13 protein-coding genes are annotated in these 22,746 nt (G+C 72.4%); 9 read left to right on the top strand and 4 right to left on the bottom strand.

All coding sequences use genetic code 11. The annotated features are described in order from the left end of the window. Window positions 1-49 precede the first annotated feature (49 nt). On the bottom strand, window positions 50-715 hold the full coding sequence (locus OIE69_RS40365) for a methyltransferase (RefSeq protein ID WP_326580325.1): 666 nt from the start codon (window positions 713-715) through the stop codon (window positions 50-52). Between OIE69_RS40365 and OIE69_RS40360 the strand changes: the two genes are divergently transcribed. Beyond that, window positions 714-1,115, top strand: coding sequence for a hypothetical protein (locus tag OIE69_RS40360; protein ID WP_326580322.1), 402 nt, complete (start codon window positions 714-716; stop codon window positions 1,113-1,115). The two genes, OIE69_RS40365 and OIE69_RS40360, sit on opposite strands and share 2 nt — an antisense overlap. Window positions 1,116-1,181: 66 nt before the next feature. On the opposite strand, the gene OIE69_RS40355 is transcribed toward OIE69_RS40360, so the two are convergent. Further along, window positions 1,182-2,015: a hypothetical protein gene (locus tag OIE69_RS40355; protein WP_326580320.1), complete on the bottom strand. Its 834-nt coding sequence runs from the start codon at window positions 2,013-2,015 to the stop codon at window positions 1,182-1,184. A 313-nt stretch (window positions 2,016-2,328) separates the two neighbouring features. Further along, a complete protein-coding gene (locus OIE69_RS40350) occupies window positions 2,329-3,516 on the bottom strand; it encodes a bifunctional class I SAM-dependent methyltransferase/NUDIX hydrolase (protein WP_326580318.1) in 1,188 nt (395 codons plus the stop codon). Window positions 3,517-3,877: 361 nt separating this feature from the next. Between OIE69_RS40350 and OIE69_RS40345 the strand changes: the two genes are divergently transcribed. From OIE69_RS40345 to OIE69_RS40335, 3 genes are all read left to right on the top strand, one after another. Beyond that, window positions 3,878-6,241 (top strand): glycosyl hydrolase family 95 catalytic domain-containing protein, encoded by a 2,364-nt coding sequence (locus OIE69_RS40345; RefSeq protein ID WP_326580316.1) that lies wholly within the window; start codon window positions 3,878-3,880, stop codon window positions 6,239-6,241. A gap of 158 nt (window positions 6,242-6,399) precedes the next feature. Continuing rightward, a complete protein-coding gene (locus tag OIE69_RS40340) occupies window positions 6,400-7,455 on the top strand; it encodes an MBL fold metallo-hydrolase (protein ID WP_326580314.1) in 1,056 nt (351 codons plus the stop codon). A 148-nt stretch (window positions 7,456-7,603) separates the two neighbouring features. After that, complete coding sequence (locus tag OIE69_RS40335; protein ID WP_326580312.1) at window positions 7,604-8,059, top strand: VOC family protein; 456 nt, start codon at window positions 7,604-7,606, stop codon at window positions 8,057-8,059. Window positions 8,060-8,084: 25 nt separating this feature from the next. Here OIE69_RS40335 and OIE69_RS40330 read toward each other — a convergent pair whose 3' ends face one another. Then, window positions 8,085-9,365: an MFS transporter gene (locus OIE69_RS40330; RefSeq protein WP_326580310.1), complete on the bottom strand. Its 1,281-nt coding sequence runs from the start codon at window positions 9,363-9,365 to the stop codon at window positions 8,085-8,087. A gap of 417 nt (window positions 9,366-9,782) precedes the next feature. On the opposite strand from OIE69_RS40330, the gene OIE69_RS40325 reads away from it, so the two are divergent. The 5 genes from OIE69_RS40325 to OIE69_RS40305 all read left to right on the top strand — a co-directional run bounded on the left by OIE69_RS40325 (window position 9,783) and on the right by OIE69_RS40305 (window position 22,648). Next, entirely contained in the window at window positions 9,783-13,574 is a 3,792-nt protein-coding gene (locus tag OIE69_RS40325; protein WP_326580308.1) for a S8 family serine peptidase, read from the top strand. A 201-nt stretch (window positions 13,575-13,775) separates the two neighbouring features. Further along, a complete protein-coding gene (locus OIE69_RS40320; protein ID WP_326580306.1) occupies window positions 13,776-17,213 on the top strand; it encodes a phosphocholine-specific phospholipase C in 3,438 nt (1,145 codons plus the stop codon). A gap of 540 nt (window positions 17,214-17,753) precedes the next feature. Next, on the top strand, window positions 17,754-18,860 hold the full coding sequence (locus OIE69_RS40315; RefSeq protein ID WP_326580304.1) for a maleylacetate reductase: 1,107 nt from the start codon (window positions 17,754-17,756) through the stop codon (window positions 18,858-18,860). Then, on the top strand, window positions 18,853-19,740 hold the full coding sequence (locus tag OIE69_RS40310) for a dioxygenase family protein (protein ID WP_326580302.1): 888 nt from the start codon (window positions 18,853-18,855) through the stop codon (window positions 19,738-19,740). Before OIE69_RS40315 ends, OIE69_RS40310 begins: the two co-directional genes overlap by 8 nt. Further along, window positions 19,721-22,648, top strand: a complete 2,928-nt coding sequence (locus OIE69_RS40305) for a BTAD domain-containing putative transcriptional regulator (RefSeq protein ID WP_326580300.1) — start codon at window positions 19,721-19,723, stop codon at window positions 22,646-22,648. Before OIE69_RS40310 ends, OIE69_RS40305 begins: the two co-directional genes overlap by 20 nt. The last annotated feature ends 98 nt before the right edge of the window (window positions 22,649-22,746 follow it).

The raw sequence follows: 22,746 nt of genomic DNA, 5'->3' as shown, positions 1-22,746 counted from the left end.
GAACCAAGCCAGCGCGACGGCGCGTTGTGAGAACCAGGCACGAGCCACCTCAGCTTTGCCGCACACGACCGGGCAGGTTCCGTCCCGGCTGGTGTTGAGGGAGTAAGACCCTGTGGGTCGCTGACCCACGGGGCTTCCTGAGCCAGGAATCCCCTCGCGTCAGCAGGGGAGGGTTCAAGCTGGCAGTCCTTGGGTCGGTCGGCAGGGTGGCGGTACGGCGGCCGGCTCGGTCACCACGTGCTGCCAGTCTGCGGCAGCACCCCCGTGGGAACCGGCTTTGCCGGGGACAAAGTTCGCTTGTCGGTCTTGGAGCGTTTCCACCACGTGCGGCCGCCCCGGTGGGGTGGGCTTCACCCACCGGGGCGGCAAGGGCCGTGCGGACCCGCGGATCCGTGCGGCTTCCTCGTGGGGGGGGGTACGCGCGCTTGTGCGCGACGATCGCCGCGTTCGCGCCGGCCGCGTCCAGGGGCACGACCGTGGTCGCGGTGAAGCCCGCGTCGGCGAGCCACCGGCGGTACTCGCCGTAGGTGTAGTTGTGGCCGGACCGCGTCTCGACGAGCATGTTGAGGCCCATGAGTGCCGCGGGCGCGGGGCCCGTCTCGTCGTCGTCGAGGACCAGTTCGCAGATGATGACGGCGCCTCCGTCGGGCAGCGCCGCCCAGCATTTGTCGAGCAGCCGGCGACCTGTCTCCTCGTCCCAGTCGTGCAGGATCATGCTGAGCGGGATCACGTCGTGCCCCGTCGGCAGGGACGCGTCGGCCCTGCTGATGTTCCTGCCGATCGTCCCCTTCACCGGACGGGGCGTGCGGCGTGCGGCGGAGCTGGTCCGGGGTGCTCTGCACGGCTGCACCGCGCCGCCGGGCATCACCATGAACGTCCTCGACGGCGACACCGTCGACCATGTCGTCACGCCGGGCTTCACACCCGGGGAACCGGACGCGGTCCGTGACGCACACCGGACCCTGGACCGGCTGCACGCGACCTTCGGCGCCGAGGGCTACCACCCCTACCGCCCCGACATCGACCATCCCCTCCACGCCTCCCGCACCGCCCTGCACGGGCTGCTCGGCCAGGCTCTCGATCCGTCCGGGGTGTTCGCGCAGGGGCGCTTCTGAGGGAGGTGCGACAGGCCCGGCCGCGCTACGGCGGTACGTGCGCGGCCGGGCCCGTCCGACCTGACGTCACCCGCCGGTGCGGCCCCAACGGGCGACGCCGCCCGCGTCGGCCGGCAGCTTGCCGTCCTCCGTCCTGGCGGCGGCGATGCCGCGGGCGAGCTGGAAGGCGGCGACCGGGTCGCCCTTGTCCGTCCACGGTTCCGCACCGCACCACGGGCCGATGAGCCGGAACTGCTCGAGCGCGGCGGCGTGCTCGCCGTTCTCCCCCAGGTAGTACGCGAGCAGGTGCCGAAGGCGCGGCAGTTCCTCGGCGTCCTCGGGCACGTGGCCCAGCGACCGGGCGACCTCCGCCAGGATGCCCTTGACCTTGGCCGTGGCCACGGGTGCCGAAGCGCCGTGGCGTTCGGTGAGTTCGGACAGGGCGTGCAGGTAGATGCCCGCCAGCGGGCTGCCCTCCGGTGCGTTCCGCACGGCGCGCTCGGCGAAGTCCATCATCTGCTTGTCCGTGCCGCACCACTTGGCGCACCAGTACTGCAGGGCCTGCCAGTGGCCCGAGTAGTGGTGCGGATCGCGTTCGACCAGGCCCTCCCACAGCGTGTTGAACTGCATGCCGCGGTACTTGAGGGGACGTGCGGTGGTGATCATGACGACCCAGGGGCCCGGATCGCGCGGCGCGAGTTCGGCGGCGTGCTGCGCGGCCTTCATGGCGGCAGGCAGCATCTGCCGGAAACGCTGCATGCGTTCGGGCGGGACCTGGTTGACGTACCCGGGTCCCCGGATCTCCCATGCCCGGTGCACGAGCAGTTGGGCGTGGAGTGTGGCGGCGTCGCCGTTGTCCGGGTCCTTGCGGCGCCACTCGTCCAGCCAGGCGTCGTCGTGCCCGGCGATCTCCTGCAGCACCTCCAGCCGGTGCCAGCGCTCCCCCCCATTCCTCCCCGGCGCGGTCCACGTACGAGGCCGCCGTGCGCCAGTCACCCGCCCACGCGGCGTCCGCGACCGCCTGCATCTCCTCGACCCGGCGAGCGGGCGTGGGCGGCCCGGCCCGTCCGGCGTCGAGCATCGCGAAGGGCACCATCCCGTACTCGGTGGGGTCGAACTGCGTACGGACCCACCGCGCGAGGCGGGCTTTCTGCGTGAAGGCGAAAGGGTTCACGTCGGAGATCATCCAGACCGCCGTCACCTAGAGCAACCCATTAGCCTTCGCCCCCTGACCTCATGCCTCTTCGCCGCGGAGAGACGCGGTGCCGCCCGCCCCAAGGAGGTGGAGCCGGGCGGGCGGGTGCTCGATCGGCAGGTCGGGGCGCCAGGTGGTCAGACACTGGGCGCTCGGGATGAACAGGCCGTCGGGGAGCCGGTCGAGGGGCCACCACCGCCAGTCGCCCACGCTCTCGCCGGGCTGATCACCCGGTTCGCCGTCCCATGCGGTGATCACCGCGGCGACCGTCGCCCGCACCGTGCCCTGGACCTCGTCCAGGAGCAGGCCGAGCAACTCGACGTCCTCCTCGCGTACGGTGCAGCCGGTCTCCTCCTTCACCTCGCGGGCAGCCGTGCCCGCCAGCGACTCGCCCCGCTCCACGGAACCCCCGGGCAGCTCCCACGTACCCCGCCGGTGCCGGCCCAGCAGCAGGCCGCGGGGGCCGTGGAGGATGGCCCCCACGCCGAGGGCGGTGTTCGGCGGCGGCGGATCGGCAGTGCGGTTGCGGCTGGTGACCCGGGTGCGCCGGCGTACGTGGAAGAGGCGGCAGGAGGTCGGGACGTCTTCTTCCGGGGCGTCGAGGGTGTCGATCCGCGCGACGACGAGGCCGTGCTCCTCCAGCAGGTCCCGCCACAGCTCCGGTGCCAGGACCCACATCTGGACGGTCAGTTGCCCGCCGCCCGCCAGAGGCAGGATCTGCGGGCGTGCCGTCACGGTGTTCGAGGGGCCCTGGCCGTCGGAGTCGGTGTGCAGGACGGAGAACACCAGCCTGCCGCCCGGTGCCAGGGCGCCCGCGACGGCGGGCAGCAGCCGGCGCGGGTCGATGTACGCGAAACCGTGGACGGAGTAGATCACTTCATAGGGATCCGCCCGCCTCAGGTGGTCGACCGCGTCCGCGAGGACCAGGTGCAGTCCCGGCACGCCGGCGTAACGCGCCGCGGCGCGTTCGTGCTGGGTGGGCGAGGCCTCGACGGCGTCGACCACGGCTCCATGTGCGAGGGCGAGGTGGGCGGCGTGCCGGCCCTGGCCCGATCCGAGGTCCGCGATCCGCCGGCCTCGTACATCGCCCAGGACGTCCACGGCGTGCCCGTCGGGCCAGAACCCCCAGGAGATCTCCTCCGCGTCGGGGACGTGGGTGCCCCTTGCCACATGGTGGGCTCCGTAGACGGTCCAGGCGTTCGCGTTCGTCACTTCGGGATGGTCCACGGTGGAGTCCTTCCCCGCCGCGGGGTCGTCGGACCGTCGTGGACGGGAGGGCGCGCGCCGACTGGTCGCGTCAGCGCGGCAGTCGGTCCCTTCGGTCCGCCGGTGCGGACGCCCGGGCGCACGCTTTGCCCGTGCGCGGGGTCCACCACCCCGCCCGTCAGACATCCGATCTCATCCAGTCGAGGAGCTTGCAACTACCCACCCGCGATGAGGAAATCATGAACTAAAAGGGCATAAGTACAACGACCGTGCTGGCAAAGATCGGGTTAATCCAGCGATGGCCGTTGACATGGGCGAAACAAGTTGATTATTTATGAATACTTTTTGTGGGCTCCTGCAACCCCGGAAGGGAACCCTTGCCGTGTCCGCTTCTTCCCGTCGTGACTTCCTCCGCATCGCCGGTGCCACCGGCGGAGGTCTCGCCCTGTCGGGCGGCCTCCACCCGTTCGCCGCGCACGCCGCTCCCGCCCGCCCGTCCAGCGTGGACATCGTCCCGGAGGGCAAGGCGACGTCGATCTGGTACCGCACCCCTGCCAACGAGGCGCGCATCATCCAGGAGGCCCTGCCCGTCGGCAACGGCCGGCTCGGCGCGCTCGTCGGCTGCGATCCGGCGGACGACTTCCTCTATCTGACCGACGGCGCGTTCTGGACCGGCGGCAGCAATGACACCCTCACCGATGACGGTCAACTCCCCTACGGGCCAGATGACTTCGGCAGTTTCGGTCTTCTGGCCAAGCTCCGGATCGCGCTGCCCGGCCACTCCGGCAAGGCGGTCGCCTCCTACCGTCGCCAGCTCGACCTGAGCAATGGCGTGGTCTCCGCGACGTACCAGCACGAGGGCAACCTCCTCCGCCGCGAGGTCTACGCCAGCCAGCCGGACGACGTGGTCGTCGTCCGGCTCACCGGCGGCCCGCACACCGGTACGGTGTCGCTGGCCGGCACCCACGGCGAGACCACCGCGGGCGGCAACGGGCAGCTGTCCTTCGCCGGGAAGCTGAAGAACGGCCTGCGCTACGCCGCCGCGGTGACCGCGGTCAGCGCCACGGGCCGGGTCAGTGTGGACGGCGACAAGCTGTCCTTCGCCGGTTGCCGTGAGCTGGTGATCGTGGTGTGCGGCGGCACCGACTACTCCCCCGACGCCGCGAAGGACTTCCGCGAGCCGGGCACCGATCCCCTCGCCGTGGCACGCGCCAAGATCGCCGCCGCGGCGAAGGTGCCGGGGAACGAACTGCTGAAGACCCACGTCTCCGACTACCACCGGCTCTACAACCGCTTCACCATCGACCTGGGTCAGTCGTCGGCGCTGCAGCGGTCGCTGGACTCCTGGTCGCGCATAGCCGTGAGGTACACCGACGCGTCCACGCCGGACCCGGAACTGGAGGCCGCCTACGTCCAGTACGGGCGCTACCTGACGATCACCGGCTCCCGCGACTGGCTGCCGATGAACCTGCAGGGCATCTGGGTGCACAACAACAACCCGGACTGGTACGCCGACTACCACACCGACATCAACGTCCAGATGAACTACTGGCTGGCCGACCCCGCGGGCCTCGGCGAGAACTCCCTCGCCCTCGCCAGGTACTGCGTGTCCCAGCTGCCCGTCTGGACCGACGTCACCAAGCGGCTGTTCAACAGCGACCGCAACCGGTTCCGCAACAGCTCGGGGAAGATCGCCGGCTGGGCGGTCGCCTTCTCCACCAACATCCACGGCGGCAGCGGCTGGGCCTGGCACCCCTCCGGCAACGCCTGGCTGTGCAACTCGCTCTGGCGGCACTACGAGTACAGCCAGGACCGCGAGTACCTGGAGCTGATCTACCCGGTCCTCAAGGGCGCGGCGGAGTTCTGGCAGGCGCGGCTGATCACGACCACCGTCAAGGACGAGGACGGCACGTCGCGCGAGGTCCTGATCGACGACACGTCCTGGTCGCCGGAGCACGGCCCGGACGGCAAGGGCAACACCTACGGCCAGGAACTGGCGTGGGAGCTCTTCGAGGAGTTCACGACCGCCTCCCGGGTGCTCGATCGGGACACCGGGCTGGCCGCCGAGCTGCACGCCATGCAGGCCAAGCTCTACCTGCCACGGGTGAGCCCGAAGACCGGCTGGCTCGAGGAGTGGATGACCCCGGACAACCTCGGCGAGGTCACGCACCGGCACCTGTCCCCGCTGATCGGCTTCTACCCGGGTGACCGGATCGCCGCCGACACCAGCGCGCCCGAGCTGCTCGAAGGGGTCCGCGCGCTGCTGACCGCCCGCGGCATGGACAGCTACGGCTGGGCGTGCGCGTGGCGGTCGCTGTGCTGGTCCCGGCTGAAGGACGCGGAGAAGGCCTACCAGCTGTATCTGACGGTCCTGCGGCCGTCCATCACCAACAGCAACGGCACCTCGGCCAACTGGTTCGACATGTACAGCCAGGGCAGTTACACGATCTTCCAGATCGACGCGAACCTGGGCGGTGCCGCCGCCGCGCTGGAGATGATCCTCTACTCACGGCCGGGCGTCATCGAGCTCCTGCCCGCGCTCCCCGGTGCCTGGGCGGCCAAGGGCTCCGTGACCGGCGTCGGCGCCCGCGGCGGCTTCGAGGTGGACCTGGCCTGGCGCAACGGCAAGGTGACCGAGGCGACCGTCCGCAGCACCGGCGGGACCTCGACCGAGCTGCGCGCCGGCGGCTTCCGCAAGCGGCTCACGCTGAAGCCGGGCAAGTCCGTGACGGTGCGGATCCCGTAGGGCCGTGTGGCGAGGGGGCCGCGCTCCGGGAGCCCGGAGCGCGGCCCCCTCGCGGGTGCGATTGCGCGGGCGTGACGAGCGGAGGAGCATCGGTCTGGAGCCGTCTTGACCGGCGCCGGCGGCTGATCCCCTACGGCGCGAACGGACCTGGAACCGCCATGTGCGACACCACCCACGCCACCGCTGACGACGCGGCGCTCTCCGCCCCGCGGCCGGCGCCCGGCCGTGCCGTGGACCCGATCGCCCTCCAGCCCGTCGACGAGGTCCGTGTCACGGTCCTGATGGACAACGCCTTCGACGCCCTGCTCGTCGGCGACGAGCACACCGTCAGGGCCGGTATCGGGCCCGCGGACACAGCGGCAGGCCAGTTCGAGACGGGACGCACGGCAGTGGGCCTGCTCGCCGAGCACGGCTTCTCCGCCCTGGTCACGGTCCGCCGCGGCGACCGCGAGACCGTGCTGCTGTTCGACGCCGGTCTGTCGCCGTCAGGCCTGGTCACCAACGCCGACAGGCTCGCGGTCGACCTGGGGAGTCTGCAGGGCGTCGTCCTCAGCCACGGCCACTTCGACCACGCGGGAGGCCTCGGCGGCCTCGCCGGCAGGCTCGGCGCCCGCAGGATGCCGATGGTCGTCCATCCGCAGGCCTGGACCCGGCGCCGCCTCCACACCCCGCAGAGCACCTTCGACATGCCCACCCTCAGCAGGAAGGCGCTCGGCGCGGAGGGGTTCGAGGTCGTCGAACGCAGCCGGCCCTCCCTCCTCGTCGACGGAAGCGTGCTGATCACCGGCGAGGTGGACCGCACCACCGATTTCGAGCACGGCATGCCGGCCGCGCACCAGGCGTGGCGCCGCGACCGCTGGGAGCACGACCCGCAGGTCGTCGACGACCAGGCGCTGGTGGTGCACCTGAGGGACCGCGGCCTGGTCGTGCTCACCGGCTGCGGTCACGCGGGAGTCGTCAACATCGTCCGCCACGCGCGGCGGCTGACCGGGGTGCAACCGCTGCACGCCCTGCTGGGCGGCTTCCATCTGACCGGCCCCGCCTTCGAACCCGTCGTCGCCCCCACGGTCCGCGCGCTCCAGGACTTCGCCCCGCGGCTGATCGCGCCCGGGCACTGCACCGGCTGGCGGGCCCAGCACGCCCTCGCGGCAGCGCTACCCGACGCGTGGTCCGCCAGCAGCAGCGGCACCACGCACCGCCTCGTCTCGGCCTGACCCGCCGCCCCAGGCGGAGGACCGGCCCTGTGTCACAGAACACCGGCCGTTCCGGTCGACCACTGGGTAGCAGTGAGTTTCCCGGGGCCGGACACCTGCACCGCAGGCGGACCCGGGACCACCCCGCCTCGACGAAGGGTGACCAACGATGACGGCATCGCCCGCCGACCTCCCCGTGCCCGAGCACGGCCTCCTCCTGACGCACTTCCTGACCGTCCGAGACGTCGCGGTATCACGTCGCTTCTACACGGACGTCTTCGGCGGCGAGGTCGTGATGGAGGAGAACCCGGCGATCGTGAAGGTCGCCAACAGCTGGCTCATCATGAACCCCGGCGGCGGCCCCACCCCCGACAAGCCGGACGTGACGTTGGAAGTGCCCCAGCGCACCGACCGTGTGTCCGGTTTCCTGAACGTGCGCGTCGCCGACATCGCCGCTTTCCACGCGCATGCCGTCGCCAAGGGCGCCCGCTTCCTGACCGAACCTCTGGACCGAGGATCCGAGCTGCGCTGCTACCTGCGCGATCCCGACGGCTACCTGATCGAGGTGGGTCAGGCGACCGGCCTGCTCCGCGGCATCCTCGCCGATCCGGCCGCGGGGTCGTGACGGGTCCGTCCCCCTCGCGCACCGGTCACGGCAGGGCGGCCTCCGAGGCTGCGCGGGGGACGGTGCCGTCCGCGGCGTCGGGGGACGCCGGGAGGCGTCGTACGTCCGGAACGCACAGCAGGGCGATGGCGGCCGGCACGGCGATGACGGTCATCGCATACAGGGTGGGCCGAACGCCGAGGGTCTCGGAGACCGGGCCGGCGAGTGCCAGGCCCAGCGGCATGAGCCCCGCCGACAGCAGGTAGTCGTAGGAACTCACGCGGGACAGGGCGGCCTCCGGCACGTGCGTCTGCAGCGCGGTCTCCCACAGGACGAAGAAGAGCGAGACGGCGACGCCGGTGACCGCTTCGAGGATCGCGATCAGGGCGAGCGAGCCGCCGCTGCCGATGATGACCGCCTGGCAGGAGGCCACGGCGAGCGCGGCGGCGGCCAGGGCCATGGGGCGCGCGATCGTGAGGCGGTAGGCGCAGACGTCTCCGACGACGGAGCCGATGCCGAAGGCGGCGACCACCACCGACCAGCTCGCCGCGCCGCCCCATTCGCGTTCGGCCAGGACCGGTCCCAGTACGAACACCGACGGCAGCACGACGACGTGGTAGACCGCCATGGCCGCCATGCCGGACCACACCCAGGTACGGCTGCGCACCTGGGCCCAACCGGCGCGCAGTTCCCCGAGGAACGTCGTCGCGGTGGCGGCCTGCCCTGTCCCGGGTTCCGTCTCGCGAGGTCTCAGCCGGGCCAGGAACGCGGCACTGACCGCGAAGGTGAGGGCGTCCAGGGCCAGTGCGCCGCCGGGGCCCGCCAAGGCGATCAGCCCACCGGCCACGGCGGGACCGAGCACGAGTCCGGACGACTGCACGAACCCCCGCAGGGCGTTCGCCTCGCGCAGCCGGTCGGGCGCGACGACCAGCGGCAGCAGGCCGGTCGAGGCGGGCATGAAGAACGCGTCCGCCGTGCCGAACACGGCCATCAGCAGGATGAGGGTGGGAACCCCGGCGACGCCGGTCAGCAGCAGCACGGCGATGAGCCCCTGAGCGGCGAACCGCACCAGGTCGGAGAGCAGCATGATGCGGTGCCGCCGGAAGCGGTCCGCCCACACGCCGCCCACCAGGGTGAACAGCAGCATGGGCACCAGCCCCGCGGCGGCCACTAGTCCGACGTCGGACGCGGACCCGCCCGCCGAGAGCACGGCGAAGGGCACCGCCACGAACGACACCCGGTCGCCCAGCACCGACAAGGACTGCCCGATGAACAGGCGGGCGAACTGCGGCTCGTCACGCAGCACGCCGGGAATCACGGATTTCACGGGGTGACCGATCAGGGGCAGGGGGACACAACGGGCAGCGCCCGATCGTAAGGAATACCGGCTCGTCGGTCACCTGGATTTCCGCAGGCAGCGGGCCGTGGCCCGCGGACACCCGGGCGAGATGTGGCGCCCTTGTGACATGGCCCAGTTGTGCCAGGCGGGATCGCTGACAGGGCCCGCCGCCACACCGGATGATTCCGAACGGCTTCTGAACCGCAGTTGTACGAGGGGCCTCGGGCGCACTTGTGCGGGCTTCGCCCGCGCGGGGTCCCGGCCTCACGTTCCCACACCGTCGACGGCGGTGGGGTGTCAGGGACGGTTCATGCCACCCGCTCACGAACGCTCTGCCCGCGCGCCGGGATGACAGAAGGGGTGCAGACACCGATGAGACGGATCCGCCTTTGGGCGGCGATAGCGATGTCAGCGACAGTCGCGACGGGCGCTGTCGCGCCCGCCTCCGCCCAGGCCCCTTCGGGGTCCGCCGCACGGACGCCGGCGCCGCAGGACCGTACGACCACCGTGCGGTTGATCACCGGCGACCGGGTCACCGTCAGCGACGCGCCGAACGGCAAGAAGACGGCCTCGGTGCAGCGCGCTCCGGGGCGCGAGAAGGTGTTCTTCCAGATCGCCGAGAAGGAGGGCGCCCTGACGGTGCTGCCCTCGGACGCGGCGATGCTGGTCCGCACCGGGCTGCTGGACGCGGACCTCTTCGACGTGACGGCCCTGGTCGCCCAGGGATACGACGAGGCGCACACCGACGCCCTGCCCATGATCGTGTCCACGCCGGGGGGCTCCGCGCGTGCGGCGGCCAAGAAGGCCGACGCGCTCGCGAAGTTCCACGAGGACTCCGCCGAGCCGCGGCACCTGACGAGCATCGACGCCCAGGCGCTGCGCGTGGGCGCCGAGGATCTGGCCGCGTTCTGGAAGCAGCTCGCGCCCCCGGCCGGTGCGTCCGTGGCGAGCGCCGCCGCGGCGACCCCGAAGGTCTGGCTGGACCACAAGGTCCGTCCGACGCTGGACCGCAGCACCGCACAGATCAACGCCCCCGCCGCGTGGGCGGCCGGTTTCCACGGTGAGGGCGTCAAGGTCGCCGTCCTGGACACCGGCGCCGACCAGACGCATCCGGACCTGGCGGGCCGGGTGAGCGAGGCGAAGGACTTCTCCGACAGTGGTTCGACCCAGGACCACTTCGGTCACGGCACGCATGTCGCCGCGACCGCCGGCGGCAGCGGCGCGGCATCGGGCGGCCTGCACAAGGGCGTCGCGCCGAGCGCCGACCTGCTGATCGGCAAGGTCCTCGGGGACAACGGCTTCGGCAGCGAGTCCCAGGTCATCGCGGGCATGGAGTGGGCCGCGGCCGAGGGCGCCAGGGTCGTCAACATGAGCCTGGGCGCCGACATGGAGACCGACGGCACCGACCCCATGAGCCAGGCGGTCAACGAGATCTCCCGCAGCAGCGGCGCGCTGTTCGTCGTCGCCGCGGGCAACACCGGCGAGTTGGGCGAGATGACGGTGGGGTCGCCGGGCGCGGCCGACGCCGCCCTCACCGTGGGCGCCGTCGACCGCGACGACTCCCTGGCGTCCTTCTCCAGCCGCGGCCCGCGCCCGGGCGACAAGGCGGCCAAGCCGGACATCACCGCTCCGGGTGTCGGGATCGTCGCCGCGCGCGCCGCGGGCACGACCATGGGGACCCCGGTCGACGACAACTACGTCTCGGCCAGTGGTACGTCCATGGCCACCCCGCATGTGGCCGGCGCGGCGGCGCTGCTGGCGGGGCAGCACCCCGACTGGACGGGTGAGCAGCTCAAGGACGCGCTGGTCAGCACGTCCCGCACGGTGTCAGGGCAGGTGCCGACCGAGCAGGGTGGCGGCCGTGTCGACGTCAAGGCGGCGTTCACCTCCCCCGTGACCGCCACCGGGACGATCGTCCTGGGCCCGTTCGAGCGGGACGGATCCCCGGTGCAGCGGGCCGGCGTGGTCCGCTACACCAACCACTCCGGCAAGGAAGTGTCGCTGAGCCTGCGTGCGGCGCTGACGGCCAAGGGCGGCAAGGCACTCCCCGCGCAGGCGCTGACCCTGGGCGCGGACACCGTCCGGGTCGCCGCCGGCGCGACCGTCGAGGTGCCGGTCGGGATCGACCCGGCCAAGGCGGGCCGCGGCTCCTACTACGGCTACGTCACCGCCACGTCCGCCGACGGAGCGTCGGTCCACACCACCCTCAGCCTGTGGGTGCGCGCCCCGATGCACAAACTCACCACCGAGTCCTACGGACCCGACGGGCAGCCCACCTCATGGGCCCTGCTCAACGTCTACGGAGGGGACACCGAGGTCCGGTTCACCGACCTGGGCGTCGCCGAGGTCGAGGAGGGCACCTACCTCGTCGGCGGCACGCTCGCCGAGGACTCGAGCGACGGCGTCCGCCTGATCCAGGTCGTCAACCCCGAGGTGAAGGTCACCAAGGACACGACCGTCACCCTGGACGCGCGCAAGGCCAAGCTGGTGCGGGTGCAGACGCCCAAGCCCGCCGAGCGGCGCAACAACGTGACGTACCAGATGTACCGGAAGATCGACGGGGCCGAGCTGACGCTGGGCATCTACTACGAGGACGGCGGCGGGTTCGTGGACCTGTACGCGAATCCCACGGCGAAGGTCACTGAGGGCGCCTTCGAGTTCAACGCCCGCTTCGAGATGACCGCTCCCGAGCTCAGGACCGAGGTCCGCGGCGCCGACTTCGATCTCGAGCCGTTCTACGCCAAGCACTCCACGCCGTTCGACCCCCGGGGCGAGCAGCTGGTGGCCGTGGACGCGGGCACGAGGGACAAGCCGGACCTGCGGCCCGCCACCGTGCGCGGCAAGCTCGCCGTGATCCGCGACGAGTATGCGATGGACGGGTACGACCTGGCGGAGACGGCCGCGAAGGCCGGCGCCAAGGGCGTCGTCGTCGTCCTGCCCGAGGGCCTCATCGCCTGGACCCGCTGGAAGCCGATGGACACCCGTTCGGCGCTGCCCGTCGTCCGGATGACCGCGGGCGACGGCGCCAGGCTGCTGCAGTACATGAAGAGGCACAAGGCCGTCGTCGGCATCTCCGGGACGGTCACAAGCCCGTACCTGTACGACGTCGCGACGCAGTGGCAGCAGATCCCGCAGGACGTCACGTATACCGTCTCGGACCGCAACACCGCCCAGGTGAAGGCCTCCTACGCGAACAACGGCGCCCTGCACTGGACCAGCGAGCAGCGCTTCAGCTGGCGTCCCTACACCGACGTCGCGTGGGAGACCTCGCGCTGGGTGCCGACCGGAACGCCCCGTACCGAGTACGTCACCTCCGGCGACACGCAGTGGATGCACGACGTCGACTTCATGGCCGGCCCCGAGCAGTTCTTCGCCGGTGCGCTGCAGTCGGGCCTGCGCGACACCCCGCGCACCTTCAAGGCGGGCGAGAAGGCCACCGAGGAGTGGTACAGGGCCGTGGTGCGGCCGTCCATCCCGCGCGGCTGGGACCGACCCGCCGTCCGTGACGGTGACGTCCTCAGCCTGGCGATCCCGGAGTACACCGACGCGGTCGCCGGCCACTGGGGCCGCAAGCAGGTTCCCGCCTTCGGGGGAGGCATCGGCGGAAGGGCGGGGACGCCCGGGACGATGGACGACCCGTCCTACCTGAAGGGCGACACCGTCGCGGCGGTCCTCTACCGCGACGGCAAGAAGGTGAGCGAGGCCGAGGACGCCTGGCGTGACTTCCCCGTCCCCGCCGGAGCGGCCGAGTACCGTCTGGACCTGACGACCGAGCGCGACACCGAGTTCTGGCAGACCGGCACGAGGACCGCCACGTCCTGGACCTTCCGCTCCGGCACCGCGGCGAAGGAAACGCTGCTGCCGCTCCTTCAGGTCGACTACGGCGTCCCCGCCGACCTGGGGAACACCGTCGGCGGCGGCAAGCGGCACGACCTCGACCTGACCGTCAGGAACCAGGACGGCCTCGCCGCCCCCACCGGGGTCAAGCTGAAGGTCGAGGCCTCCTTCGACGACGGCAAGACCTGGAAGGGCCAGGTCCGCGTCAAGGACTGCGGCCGCGACCGGTTCACCGCCACCATCGAACGGCCGGGCGACCGGCGTGACGGCGGGTACGTGACGCTGCGCGTCACCGCCACCGACAAGGCGGGCAACTCGGTCCGGCAGACCGTGGAACGCGCCTACCGGTTCGGCGCGTAGGCACATCCACCCGACGGGCGGAGCGGGTGCCGGGGGCGCGACCCCCGGCACCCGCTCCGTCATCACCCGACAGTGTGCGGGCCGAATGCACGTGGACACGCCGTACCGGCAGGGGAACGTCCGGTGCCACCCGGTGAACGGTCGACGAAGATCGGTCACCCAGGGTTACGTCACGCGACGGAGGCGACCTAGCCTCCGGGCATGTCTGACGTTTCCCGCCGTAAGGTCCTCGGCGCCCTCGCCGGTGGAACCGCGCTTTCCTTCCTGCCCCCTTCGCTGCACCAGGCGATGGCCGCGCCCATGCCGCGCGGTGGCTTGCGGGCCATCGAGCACGTGATCATCCTGATGCAGGAGAACCGTTCCTTCGACAACTACTTCGGAACCCTCAAGGGCGTGCGCGGATTCGGCGACCGTACCCCGCTGCGTCTGCCCACCGGAGGAACCGTCTTCGAGCAGCCGCGGCCCGGCGGCGGCGAGGTCCTGCCCTTCTCCGCCCGGCGGGCGGCTCTCGACGCGGGCCGCCCCGAGAGCGACATCCAGTACCTCGGGTCGCTCGCGCACGGGTTCTCCGACGCCAACCAGGCCCGGGGCAACGGCTGGTGGAACGAGTGGGTCGCCGCCAAGAGCCAGAGCACCATGGCCTTCTACGACCGGCACGACATCCCGCTGCAGTACGAGCTGGCCGACCGCTTCACCATCTGCGACGCCTACTTCTGCTCCGTCTACGGCTCGACCAACCCCAACCGGAACTACCTGTGGACCGGCACGACCGGTTACGAGCCCGACGGTGTCAACCGGGCCGTCACCAACGCCGCGTACGACTACGGCCACGCCGGCTACGACTGGACGACGTACCCCGAGCGCCTGGAGGCCGCGGGCGTCTCCTGGCAGATCTACCAGGAGTGGGACAACTTCACCGACAACGCGGTGGAGTACTTCCGACCCTGGAAGGAGATCGGCCGGAAGGTCCTGGCCAAGGTCAGCGGTCAGTACGCCACCACCGAGCAGTTCTACGACAGCCTGTGGGACAGGACCGCGGATCAGCGCAAGGCCGCGCTGGCGGAGTTCCAGCAGGGCGTCGACGCGCTGACCAAGGCCGAGCGGCGGCTGTTCATGCGCGGCGCGTACCGCTCCGAGCCGGACACCCTCGTCGGGCGACTCGCCTCGGACATCGAGAAGGGCACGCTGCCGCAGGTCAGCTGGATCGTTCCGACGGCTGCCCTGTCCGAGCACCCCGGCAGCTCCACCCCGGTCGGCAGCGCCAACCTCGTCTACGACCTCCTCGACGCGATCGCCCGCGATCCCAAGACCTGGTCGAAGACGGCGCTGTTCATCAACTTCGACGAGAACGACGGCTACTTCGACCACGTGCCCGCGCCGGTCGCGCCGAAGCCGGCCTCCGGCAACGGCGACGACTGGTTCAAGGGCAGCCCCGTCGGTCCCGGCCCGCGCGTGCCCATGACGGTCGTGTCGCCCTGGACGGTGGGCGGTTTCGTCAGCTCGGAGGCCTTCGACCACACCTCGGTCATCCGGTTCCTGGAGAAGTGGACGGGCGTCCACGAGCCCAACATCAGCGCCTGGCGCCGCAGCGTCTTCGGTGACCTGACCTCCGCCTTCGACTTCGACCGCGCGCAGCGGCAGCCCGAGGTGGAGCAGCCCGCCCGGGTTCCGGCGCCGATAGGCCGGTGGAACCCCGTACCGCCGAAGGACCAGTCGCTCCCGGAGCAGGAGTCCGGCACCCGCCGCACCCGCCGCTCCCCGTACCGGCTGTCCCTGCGTGCGGAGGTCACCCGCTCCGCCGTGGAACTGCGGCTCGGCAACGAGGGCGGCGCCGGCGCGACGTTCACCGCCTACCCCGGCGACGACTCCGCCCCGCGGGCCTGGACCGTGTCCGCGGGCAGGAGCGCCGACGAAACGGTGGCGTACGGCGCCGACGGCTACGACCTGCAGGTCCACGGCCCCGGATGGTCGATGTGGGAGCTGCGCGGCGCCGGTGTGGGCGGCGAGGCGTACCTCGTCGAGCACCCCGCGCCCGGCCAGGTGACGGTGGTGTGCTCCAACCCCTCCCCCACCACCCGGACGTTCCTCGTCGGCGAGTCGGCCCACTCCGGCGGCCACGGCGACCGCGTGGAGACCGTCACCCTCAAGCCCGGCACGTCCCACACGGTGCGCCTGCGCCTGCCGGACCACGGCTGGTACGACGTGGTCGTCGTCGACCGGGACGACCCGTCCTTCCTGCGCCGCATGACCGGCCGTCTGGCCGACGGCAAGCCCGGCGTCACCGACCCGGAGACCGGCACGGCCCCCGCCCTGGCCGCGGCCATCGGCCTCCCGGCGTCGCCGCCGAACCTGGACACGCCGTTCGCCCAGGGCAACCCGACCGATGTCGTGGTCACCGTGCGGAACCAGGGCCGGCACCGGCTCGACGATCTGTCCGTCTCCCTTCTCGCCCCGACCGGCTGGACGGTCCGGCGCGACGGCGGGGCACCGACCGCGCTCCGGGCCGGTGACTCGGCCGACGTGCGCTTCGCGGTCACGCCCGCCGGGAACGCCACCGCCGGCCGGCTGGCCGTCGCCGCGCACGCCGACGGCGACGGGCTGCTCCGGATCGCCGACGCTCGCGTCCGGACGAAGGTCGCCCCGGCCATGAGCGTCGCGCTCACCGGGCCGGCGAGCTCCCCCGGAACGGACGGCACGGTGCTCTCGCCGGGCACACCGGTCACCGTGACGGCCACCGTCACCAACGCCGGCGGCACGCCGCTCACCGGTGTGGCGGCCGCGCTGGCCCTCCCCGAGGGCTGGACCGCGACCGCGAAGGGCGGCACGCCCACGTCGGTTCCGGCCCGCTCGTCGGCCTCGCTGGCCTGGGACGTCGTCGCGCCCGCCGCCGCGGCCCGCGCCTCCGGCAGCCTCAAGGCGACCGTCACCGCGAGGCTGAACGGCGGCGACACGCAGGCGTCCGCGTCCCTGTCCGCCAAGACCGGTCCCGTCATGACCGGTCATCTGCTCGCGGAGGACTTCGAGTCCGTCGCCCCCGCGCTCGCCGCGGCGGCCGATCTGAGCCGGCCCGGACTGCTGGGCTGGACCCGGACCGCTCCCGAGGGCTGGACCGTCACCAACGCGCCGGACATGCCGCAGGGTACGCGGGAGCTGCAGGGCTGGAGTTTCCTGTCCAAGCAGTTCTGGTTCCCGGCCGGGCAGGACCGCCCCGGCTTCAGCCGGGCCCTCGGTGTGGTGGCCGTGGCCGACCCCGACGACTGGGACGACACCGGCAGCCCGTCGGGCCGGGGCCGGTTCGACTCGACCCTAAGCACTCCGGCGGTGGCCATCCCCTCGGGCACGTCCACCCTCCACCTGGGCTTCGACTCCCATTACCGTCAGGAGAGCCCGCAGGAGGCCGAGGTCACCGTCACCTTCGACACCGGCGACCCGGTCCGGCTCCTCCACTACAGCAGCGCGACGTCCGGGAACACCAACCTGGGCCAGGACCAGCAGAACCGGCTCGTCCGGCTCTCCTGCCCCGTTCCCGCGGGGGCGACCTCGGCGAAGGTCGGCTTCCGGATCTTCAACGCGGGCAACAACTGGTTCTGGGCGATCGACAACGTCCGTCTGGGCACCGGCCCCATCGCCGACGCCTGACCGGCCTCAGGCCGACCGCTTCCGGCGGGGCGACGGGCATCACCCCGCCGCCCCGCCGCGTGCGTTGAGGAGCCGGCGACCGGAGGCAGACCCCCGAGCAGCGGGCGCCGGTGTTCGGGCGCGAATACCGCGGCCGATTCGGCCGCTCCGCCGGCTGCGGGCCACGGGAACTCAGGCCGCCTTCACCGTGTCCGCAGGAATTCGCGGCGAAGGTCCCCCCGTGCGCCGTCGCCTCGACCACCGGAATGGCGTCTACCGGGCCCGCCGGCGAAGAACCGCATTATTGAAGAATTCCGCGAATTGCGGTTCCTGACGGACGCAGCCCGTACTCTGCGGGGCTCATGCGCGCGCCGCCGCGCTGCGCGCATCACCTGTATGGGTGATATCCGCTGACGCCGCCGCCCATGGGCGGCCGTTCGCTCGTCACGCGAATGCGGTAATCGGTCCCGCCCGCACACAATCGCGCGGACCATTCGTTGACGCGTCACCGCACGGACGACAAGACTCCATTTCCGGTGAAGAAATATGCGAGGGGCAGCCATGAAGTCGTTCGTGCACAGAGGACAGATCACGAAAGTGGTCTTCGGCAGCGGAACGCGCGCGGGGCTCGGCGGCGAGGTCGAGGCGCTGGGGCGCGGCCGGGCCCTGGTGCTGTGCACCCCCGGGCAGACCGCCCAGGCCCGGGAAGTGCGTGGGATCCTCGGGGCGCTCACCGCCGGTGTCTTCGACCAGGCGGCGGCCCACACCCCCGTGGCGGTCACCGGGAAGGCGGTCGACGCGGCGCGGGCAGCCGACGCGGACTGCCTGGTGTCCGTGGGCGGCGGCTCGACGATCGGCCTCGGCAAGGCCGTCGCGCTGCGCACCGGCCTTCCGCACCTCGCCCTTCCGACCACGTATGCCGGATCCGAGATGACGCCGATCCTGGGCGAGACCCAGGGTGGTGTGAAGACCACCCGGCGACTGCCCGAGGTCCTGCTCGACACCGTCGTGTACGACGTCGATCTCACCCTCACCCTGCCGCCCCACGTCGCCGCGGTCAGCGGGCTGAACGCCATGGCCCACGCCGTGGAATCGCTGTACGCCCAGGACGGCGACCCGCTCGCCTTCCTGACGGCCGGTGAGGCTCTCGACGCCCTCGCGGTGGCGCTCCCGGCGATCCTGCGCGATCCCGCTGACACCGAGGCGCGGGCGACCGCGCTGTACGGTGCCTGGCTGGCCGGGACCTGCCTGGGCACGGTCGGCATGGCCCTGCACCACAAGGTGTGCCATGTCCTCGGCGGCTCCTTCGACCTGCCGCACGCCCAGACGCACGCCGTCGTGCTGCCCCACGTCATCGCGTACAACGCCCCGGCGGCCGAGGCGGCCATGGCCCGGATCGGCCGGGCGCTGCCCGGCCCCGATCCCGCGGGCGCGTTCTTCGACTTCGCGGGCGGCATCGGCGCCCCCCGGGCGCTGCGCGACCTGGGCATGCCCGAGTCGGGCATCGCCGAGGCGGCCGACCTGGTCGTCCGGGACGGCTACTGGAACCCGCGGCCCGTGCACCGGGACGCCGTGCGCGACCTCCTCCGACGGGCCTGGGCCGGCGAACCGCCGTCCCGGGCCGCCTCCGACCGTTCCTACGACCCGACGGGAGCCCGTCATGCGTGACCTCACCGACACCACCATCACCGAGGCCGTCGTCTCCACGGTCCGCGAAGCGAAGGACGCCCGCCTCGCCGGGATCCTCGAGGCGCTGGTCCGCCACGCGCACGACTTCGTCCGTGAGACCGGCCTCACCGAGCAGGAGTGGGCGCGCGGCATGGACTTCCTCACTCGCACGGGGCAGAAGTGCACCCCCACGCGGCAGGAGTTCATCCTGCTCTCCGACGTGCTGGGGATCACGATGCTGGTGGACGCGCTCGGCAACCGGCGCGCGGCGGAATCGACCCAGAACAGCGTCCTCGGCCCCTTCTTCCGCGACGACCGTCCGCAGGCGGCCGACGGCGCCGACATCTCCGAGGGACTGCCGGGCACACCCTTCTTCTTCGAGGGGCTGGTCACCGACGAGCACGGCGCACCGGTCGCGAACGCCGGGATCGACGTCTGGCACAGCGACGCGGACGGCCACTACGACGTGGACGTCCCCGGCCTGTCGGACCCCGCCATGCGAGCCCTGCTGCGCACCGACGGCGAGGGCCGTTTCCGCTTCCGCTCGATCCGCCCGTCGAGCTATCCCATCCCGGACGACGGGCCCGTGGGCGAGATGATGCGGGCCACCGGCCGGTCCGTCATGCGGCCCGCGCACCTGCACGTCATGATCGCCGCCGAGGGCTTCCAGCGTGTGACCACGATGCTCTTCCCCTCCGACGACCTGTACCTGGACCAGGACCCCGTCTTCGGCGTCAAGCAGTCGCTGGTGACGGACTACGCGAGCCACCCGGCCCGCAGCGGCCCGTACGGCACGCGGACCGACGAGCCCTACACCCTGCTGCGTCACACCTTCGTGCTCGAGCCGGGACGGTCGGCTCATGACCCGCGGCCTTCCTGACGGGCCGCTCCCGGGACTGCCGGACGTTCCCGCCGGTGTCGTCCCGCGGCCGCGGGTGACCCGCCGCATCCTTCAGGCGCTGGCCGGGCGTCCGGTGCTGGTCGTCGCGGCCTCCGCCGGGGCGGGAAAGACGACCGCGGTGCTCCAGGCGGCACGGGCCCTGCCCGGCCCGGCCGCCTGGATCCCGCTGGGCGGCCTCGCCACCGGCGACATCGCCGCCGAAGCACTCCGAGTTCGTCTTGCGCGGGCGGTGCCCGCCACCGGAGCGGGGCCGCCCGTGCTCGTGGTCGACGGGCTGGAGCACATCGCGGGCCGTGCGACGGCCGAGGAAGCGCTCGGCGCACTCGTCCTGCAACCGCCCAGGGGGCTGCGGCTGGTGCTCGTCACCCGGGCGGAGCCACCGGAGGGCATCGCCGGTCTCGGTGACGTCCATCGCGTGGCCTTCCTCGACGACACCGACCTCGCCTTCGACGTCTCCGAGGCCGCCCGGGCCCTTCGCCCCGCCGGACTGGAGGAGCAGGCGCAGTTCCGGGTGCGGGCCATGAAGGGCTGGGTCACCGGTGTCCTGCACGACTGGTGGGCCACCGATCCCGCGGCCGCGGCCGGCAGGCTCGACCTCCTCTGCGCCGGCCTGCTGCGGCAGCTCACCGAGGCGGAGGCGGCGCTGCTGGTCGCCACCAGCGTGCTGGACGAGGTGACCGCCGAATCCGCCAACGCCCTCGGGCTGTCCTGCCCGGACCGGACCATGGCCGCCCTGCGCCACCGCCGGCTGCCGCTGGCCTGGTCCCGCGACGGCACGCGCATGCGGCCGCTGCCACGGTTCCGCGGGTACCTGCGCAAGCGCGCCGACGCCATGGGCGAGAACGCCCGGCGCGAACTCAGACGCCGCCACGCCCGGTTGCTGGAAGCGGCAGGCCGCCACGAGGAGGCCGTGACGGAACTGCTGATGGCGGGAGAGCCGGCGGCGGCGCGGCGCGCCGCCGAACAGGTCCTGCCCGGCGTCCTGGACCGGCTGGACCTGGCCACGGCGGAGAGCTGGCTCGACCGGATGCGGCCCGTGCCCGGCCCGCCGGCCCCGGGGCTGGTATCCGCCGCGCTGCGTATCGCGTTCGGACGCGAGCAGTGCTGGCGCGGGCTGCGGCTGGCCGACCAGCACGGACCGTCCTGGTGGGGCGGGCTGCCCGGGCAGCCCGGCGGCAGCGAGGACCTGGCGCTGCTGGTGTGGTGCTTCTGGCACGCGGGCAGGACCGACGAGGCCCGGCAGATGCTGCGCGTCATGCCGCCCGGTCGCCACCGCGACATCGCCGCGGCCCTCATGTCCCTGGCGGACGGCACCCCCCTCACACCGCTTCCGGACCTGCGGGCCGACGCGGCGGGCCCGGTCGAGGTCATGCTGATGCGGATCGCCTACATGGGCGGCCGACTCGCCGAGTTGCAGGGCGATCCCGCTGCTCCGCCGGGCGATTGGCGCCGGGCCACCGGTGCCCCGTGGACCGTGGCGGCGCTCCGTGCGACGGGACGCATCTCCCGGGCCGGCGAAATGTACGCGTCCCTCGGTGACGGACCCCGCCCGGTGTGGCTGACGGCCATCGACGACGTGGAGCTGATGGCGGACCTCGGACGGCGCGAGGAGGCCTGGGCCGCGCTGACGGCCGGACGACAGGCCGTCGCGGCGACCGGCTCGCGTGTGTACGAGATCCTCAGCCTGCTGCTGGAGGCCAAACTCGCCCTGCGGCTCGACCGCGACGTCGCACGGGCCACCCGTGCGCTGACCGAGGCGGCCCGCCACGGCAGTGCCCGCTACGCCTTCACCGGGGAACTGGCCGGCACCTGGCACGGACTGCAACTCCTCCTGGCGGGCCGGCACGGGGAAGCGGCCCACCGACTGGCCGTCGCCGTCGCCGCCATGACCACGGGCGACCGCCTGCTGGAACTGCCCACCGCGGCCGTCTACCTGAGCGAGGCGATGTGGCGCGCCGGTGACGCGGAGGCCGCGGACGCCGCGGCCGACCTCGCCCTGGGTGTCGCATCGGCCCAGGGCGGCCGCCATCTGCTGCTGCAGGCGCTGGACGACGTGCCGGCGGTCGCCGTGCGCAGGGCCGACGCCGAGCCCTCGCACTCCTCGCCGTGGCACGAACTCGTGGCGGCGCTGTCGTCGGGGCGGGCGGCACTGAGCGCCCCCGCCTCTCCGCGGCTGGTCCTCGAGGAGTTCGGGGTGGTCCGGCTGTCCGCGGACGGGCGGGAGGTCCGTCCACGTCTGGCCAAGAGCACCGAACTGCTGGCGTTCCTGCTGAACAGGCCGGCCGCGACGGCACGACGCGCGCTGCTGCTGGAGTCCTTGTTCCCCGGCCGGAGCGACGCCGCCGGGCGCAGTTACCTGCGGCAGGCGGTGTACCGGCTGCGGGAGGTGCTGCCCGAAGGGGTGGCGCTCCTGCAGGAGGGCGACGTCCACCGGCTGACGCCCCATGCGTCCGTGGCCGGGTCCTCGGGTTCCTTCGAGCGCCTGCTGGCCGAGGCCGGCAGGCAGGACGGCGAACACCGCTTCCACACCCTGCTGGAGGCGCTGCGGACGGCGGGGAGGGGCCCCTACTTCGAGGGCGTCTCCACCCCGTGGCTGGACGCCCGGCGCGAGGAACTGGCGGCGGCACTCACCCAGGCGCAGGTCGACGCCGGCGCCGTCGCCCTGCGCCTGGGCCGGATCCGCGAGACCCGGGAGCTGGCGGGAGCGGCGCTGGAACGCGATCCGTACCGCGAGCAGGCCTGGCGACTGGCGCTGGCGGGTGCCGAGGCGGCCGGGGACGACGGCGAACTCATCGAGCTGTACCGGGGTTACCTGCGGGCCATGGCCGACCTCGGCGTGCGCCCGTCGGAGGAGATGCGACGTCTGGTCGAGCGGCTGCGCCGATGAGACATGAACCCTCCGCCACAGTGCGGTTTCCCCGGCATTAACAGGTGGCGGCGCACAGTTCACCACGTCCACCAGGGCTCGGCTCACTCCTTCCCGGA

It is taken from the genome of Actinacidiphila glaucinigra, from assembly GCF_035918135.1.
Taxonomy (GTDB): domain Bacteria; phylum Actinomycetota; class Actinomycetes; order Streptomycetales; family Streptomycetaceae; genus Actinacidiphila; species Actinacidiphila glaucinigra.
The sequence above is the reverse complement of the archived record's forward strand: the minus strand, read 5'-3'. Positions and strand labels throughout refer to the sequence as shown.

What these genes read in the sequence shown, in the direction of transcription:
- OIE69_RS40315 (WP_326580304.1), top strand. Translation starts at nt 17,754, where the DNA reads ATGAAGTCGTTCGTGCACAGAGGACAGATCACGAAAGTGGTCTTCGGC.
- OIE69_RS40305 (WP_326580300.1), top strand. Translation starts at nt 19,721, where the DNA reads ATGACCCGCGGCCTTCCTGACGGGCCGCTCCCGGGACTGCCGGACGTT.
- OIE69_RS40365 (WP_326580325.1), bottom strand. Translation starts at nt 715, where the DNA reads ATGATCCTGCACGACTGGGACGAGGAGACAGGTCGCCGGCTGCTCGAC.
- OIE69_RS40320 (WP_326580306.1), top strand. Translation starts at nt 13,776, where the DNA reads ATGTCTGACGTTTCCCGCCGTAAGGTCCTCGGCGCCCTCGCCGGTGGA.
- OIE69_RS40340 (WP_326580314.1), top strand. Translation starts at nt 6,400, where the DNA reads ATGTGCGACACCACCCACGCCACCGCTGACGACGCGGCGCTCTCCGCC.
- OIE69_RS40335 (WP_326580312.1), top strand. Translation starts at nt 7,604, where the DNA reads ATGACGGCATCGCCCGCCGACCTCCCCGTGCCCGAGCACGGCCTCCTC.
- OIE69_RS40325 (WP_326580308.1), top strand. Translation starts at nt 9,783, where the DNA reads ATGTCAGCGACAGTCGCGACGGGCGCTGTCGCGCCCGCCTCCGCCCAG.
- OIE69_RS40310 (WP_326580302.1), top strand. Translation starts at nt 18,853, where the DNA reads ATGCGTGACCTCACCGACACCACCATCACCGAGGCCGTCGTCTCCACG.
- OIE69_RS40360 (WP_326580322.1), top strand. Translation starts at nt 714, where the DNA reads ATGCTGAGCGGGATCACGTCGTGCCCCGTCGGCAGGGACGCGTCGGCC.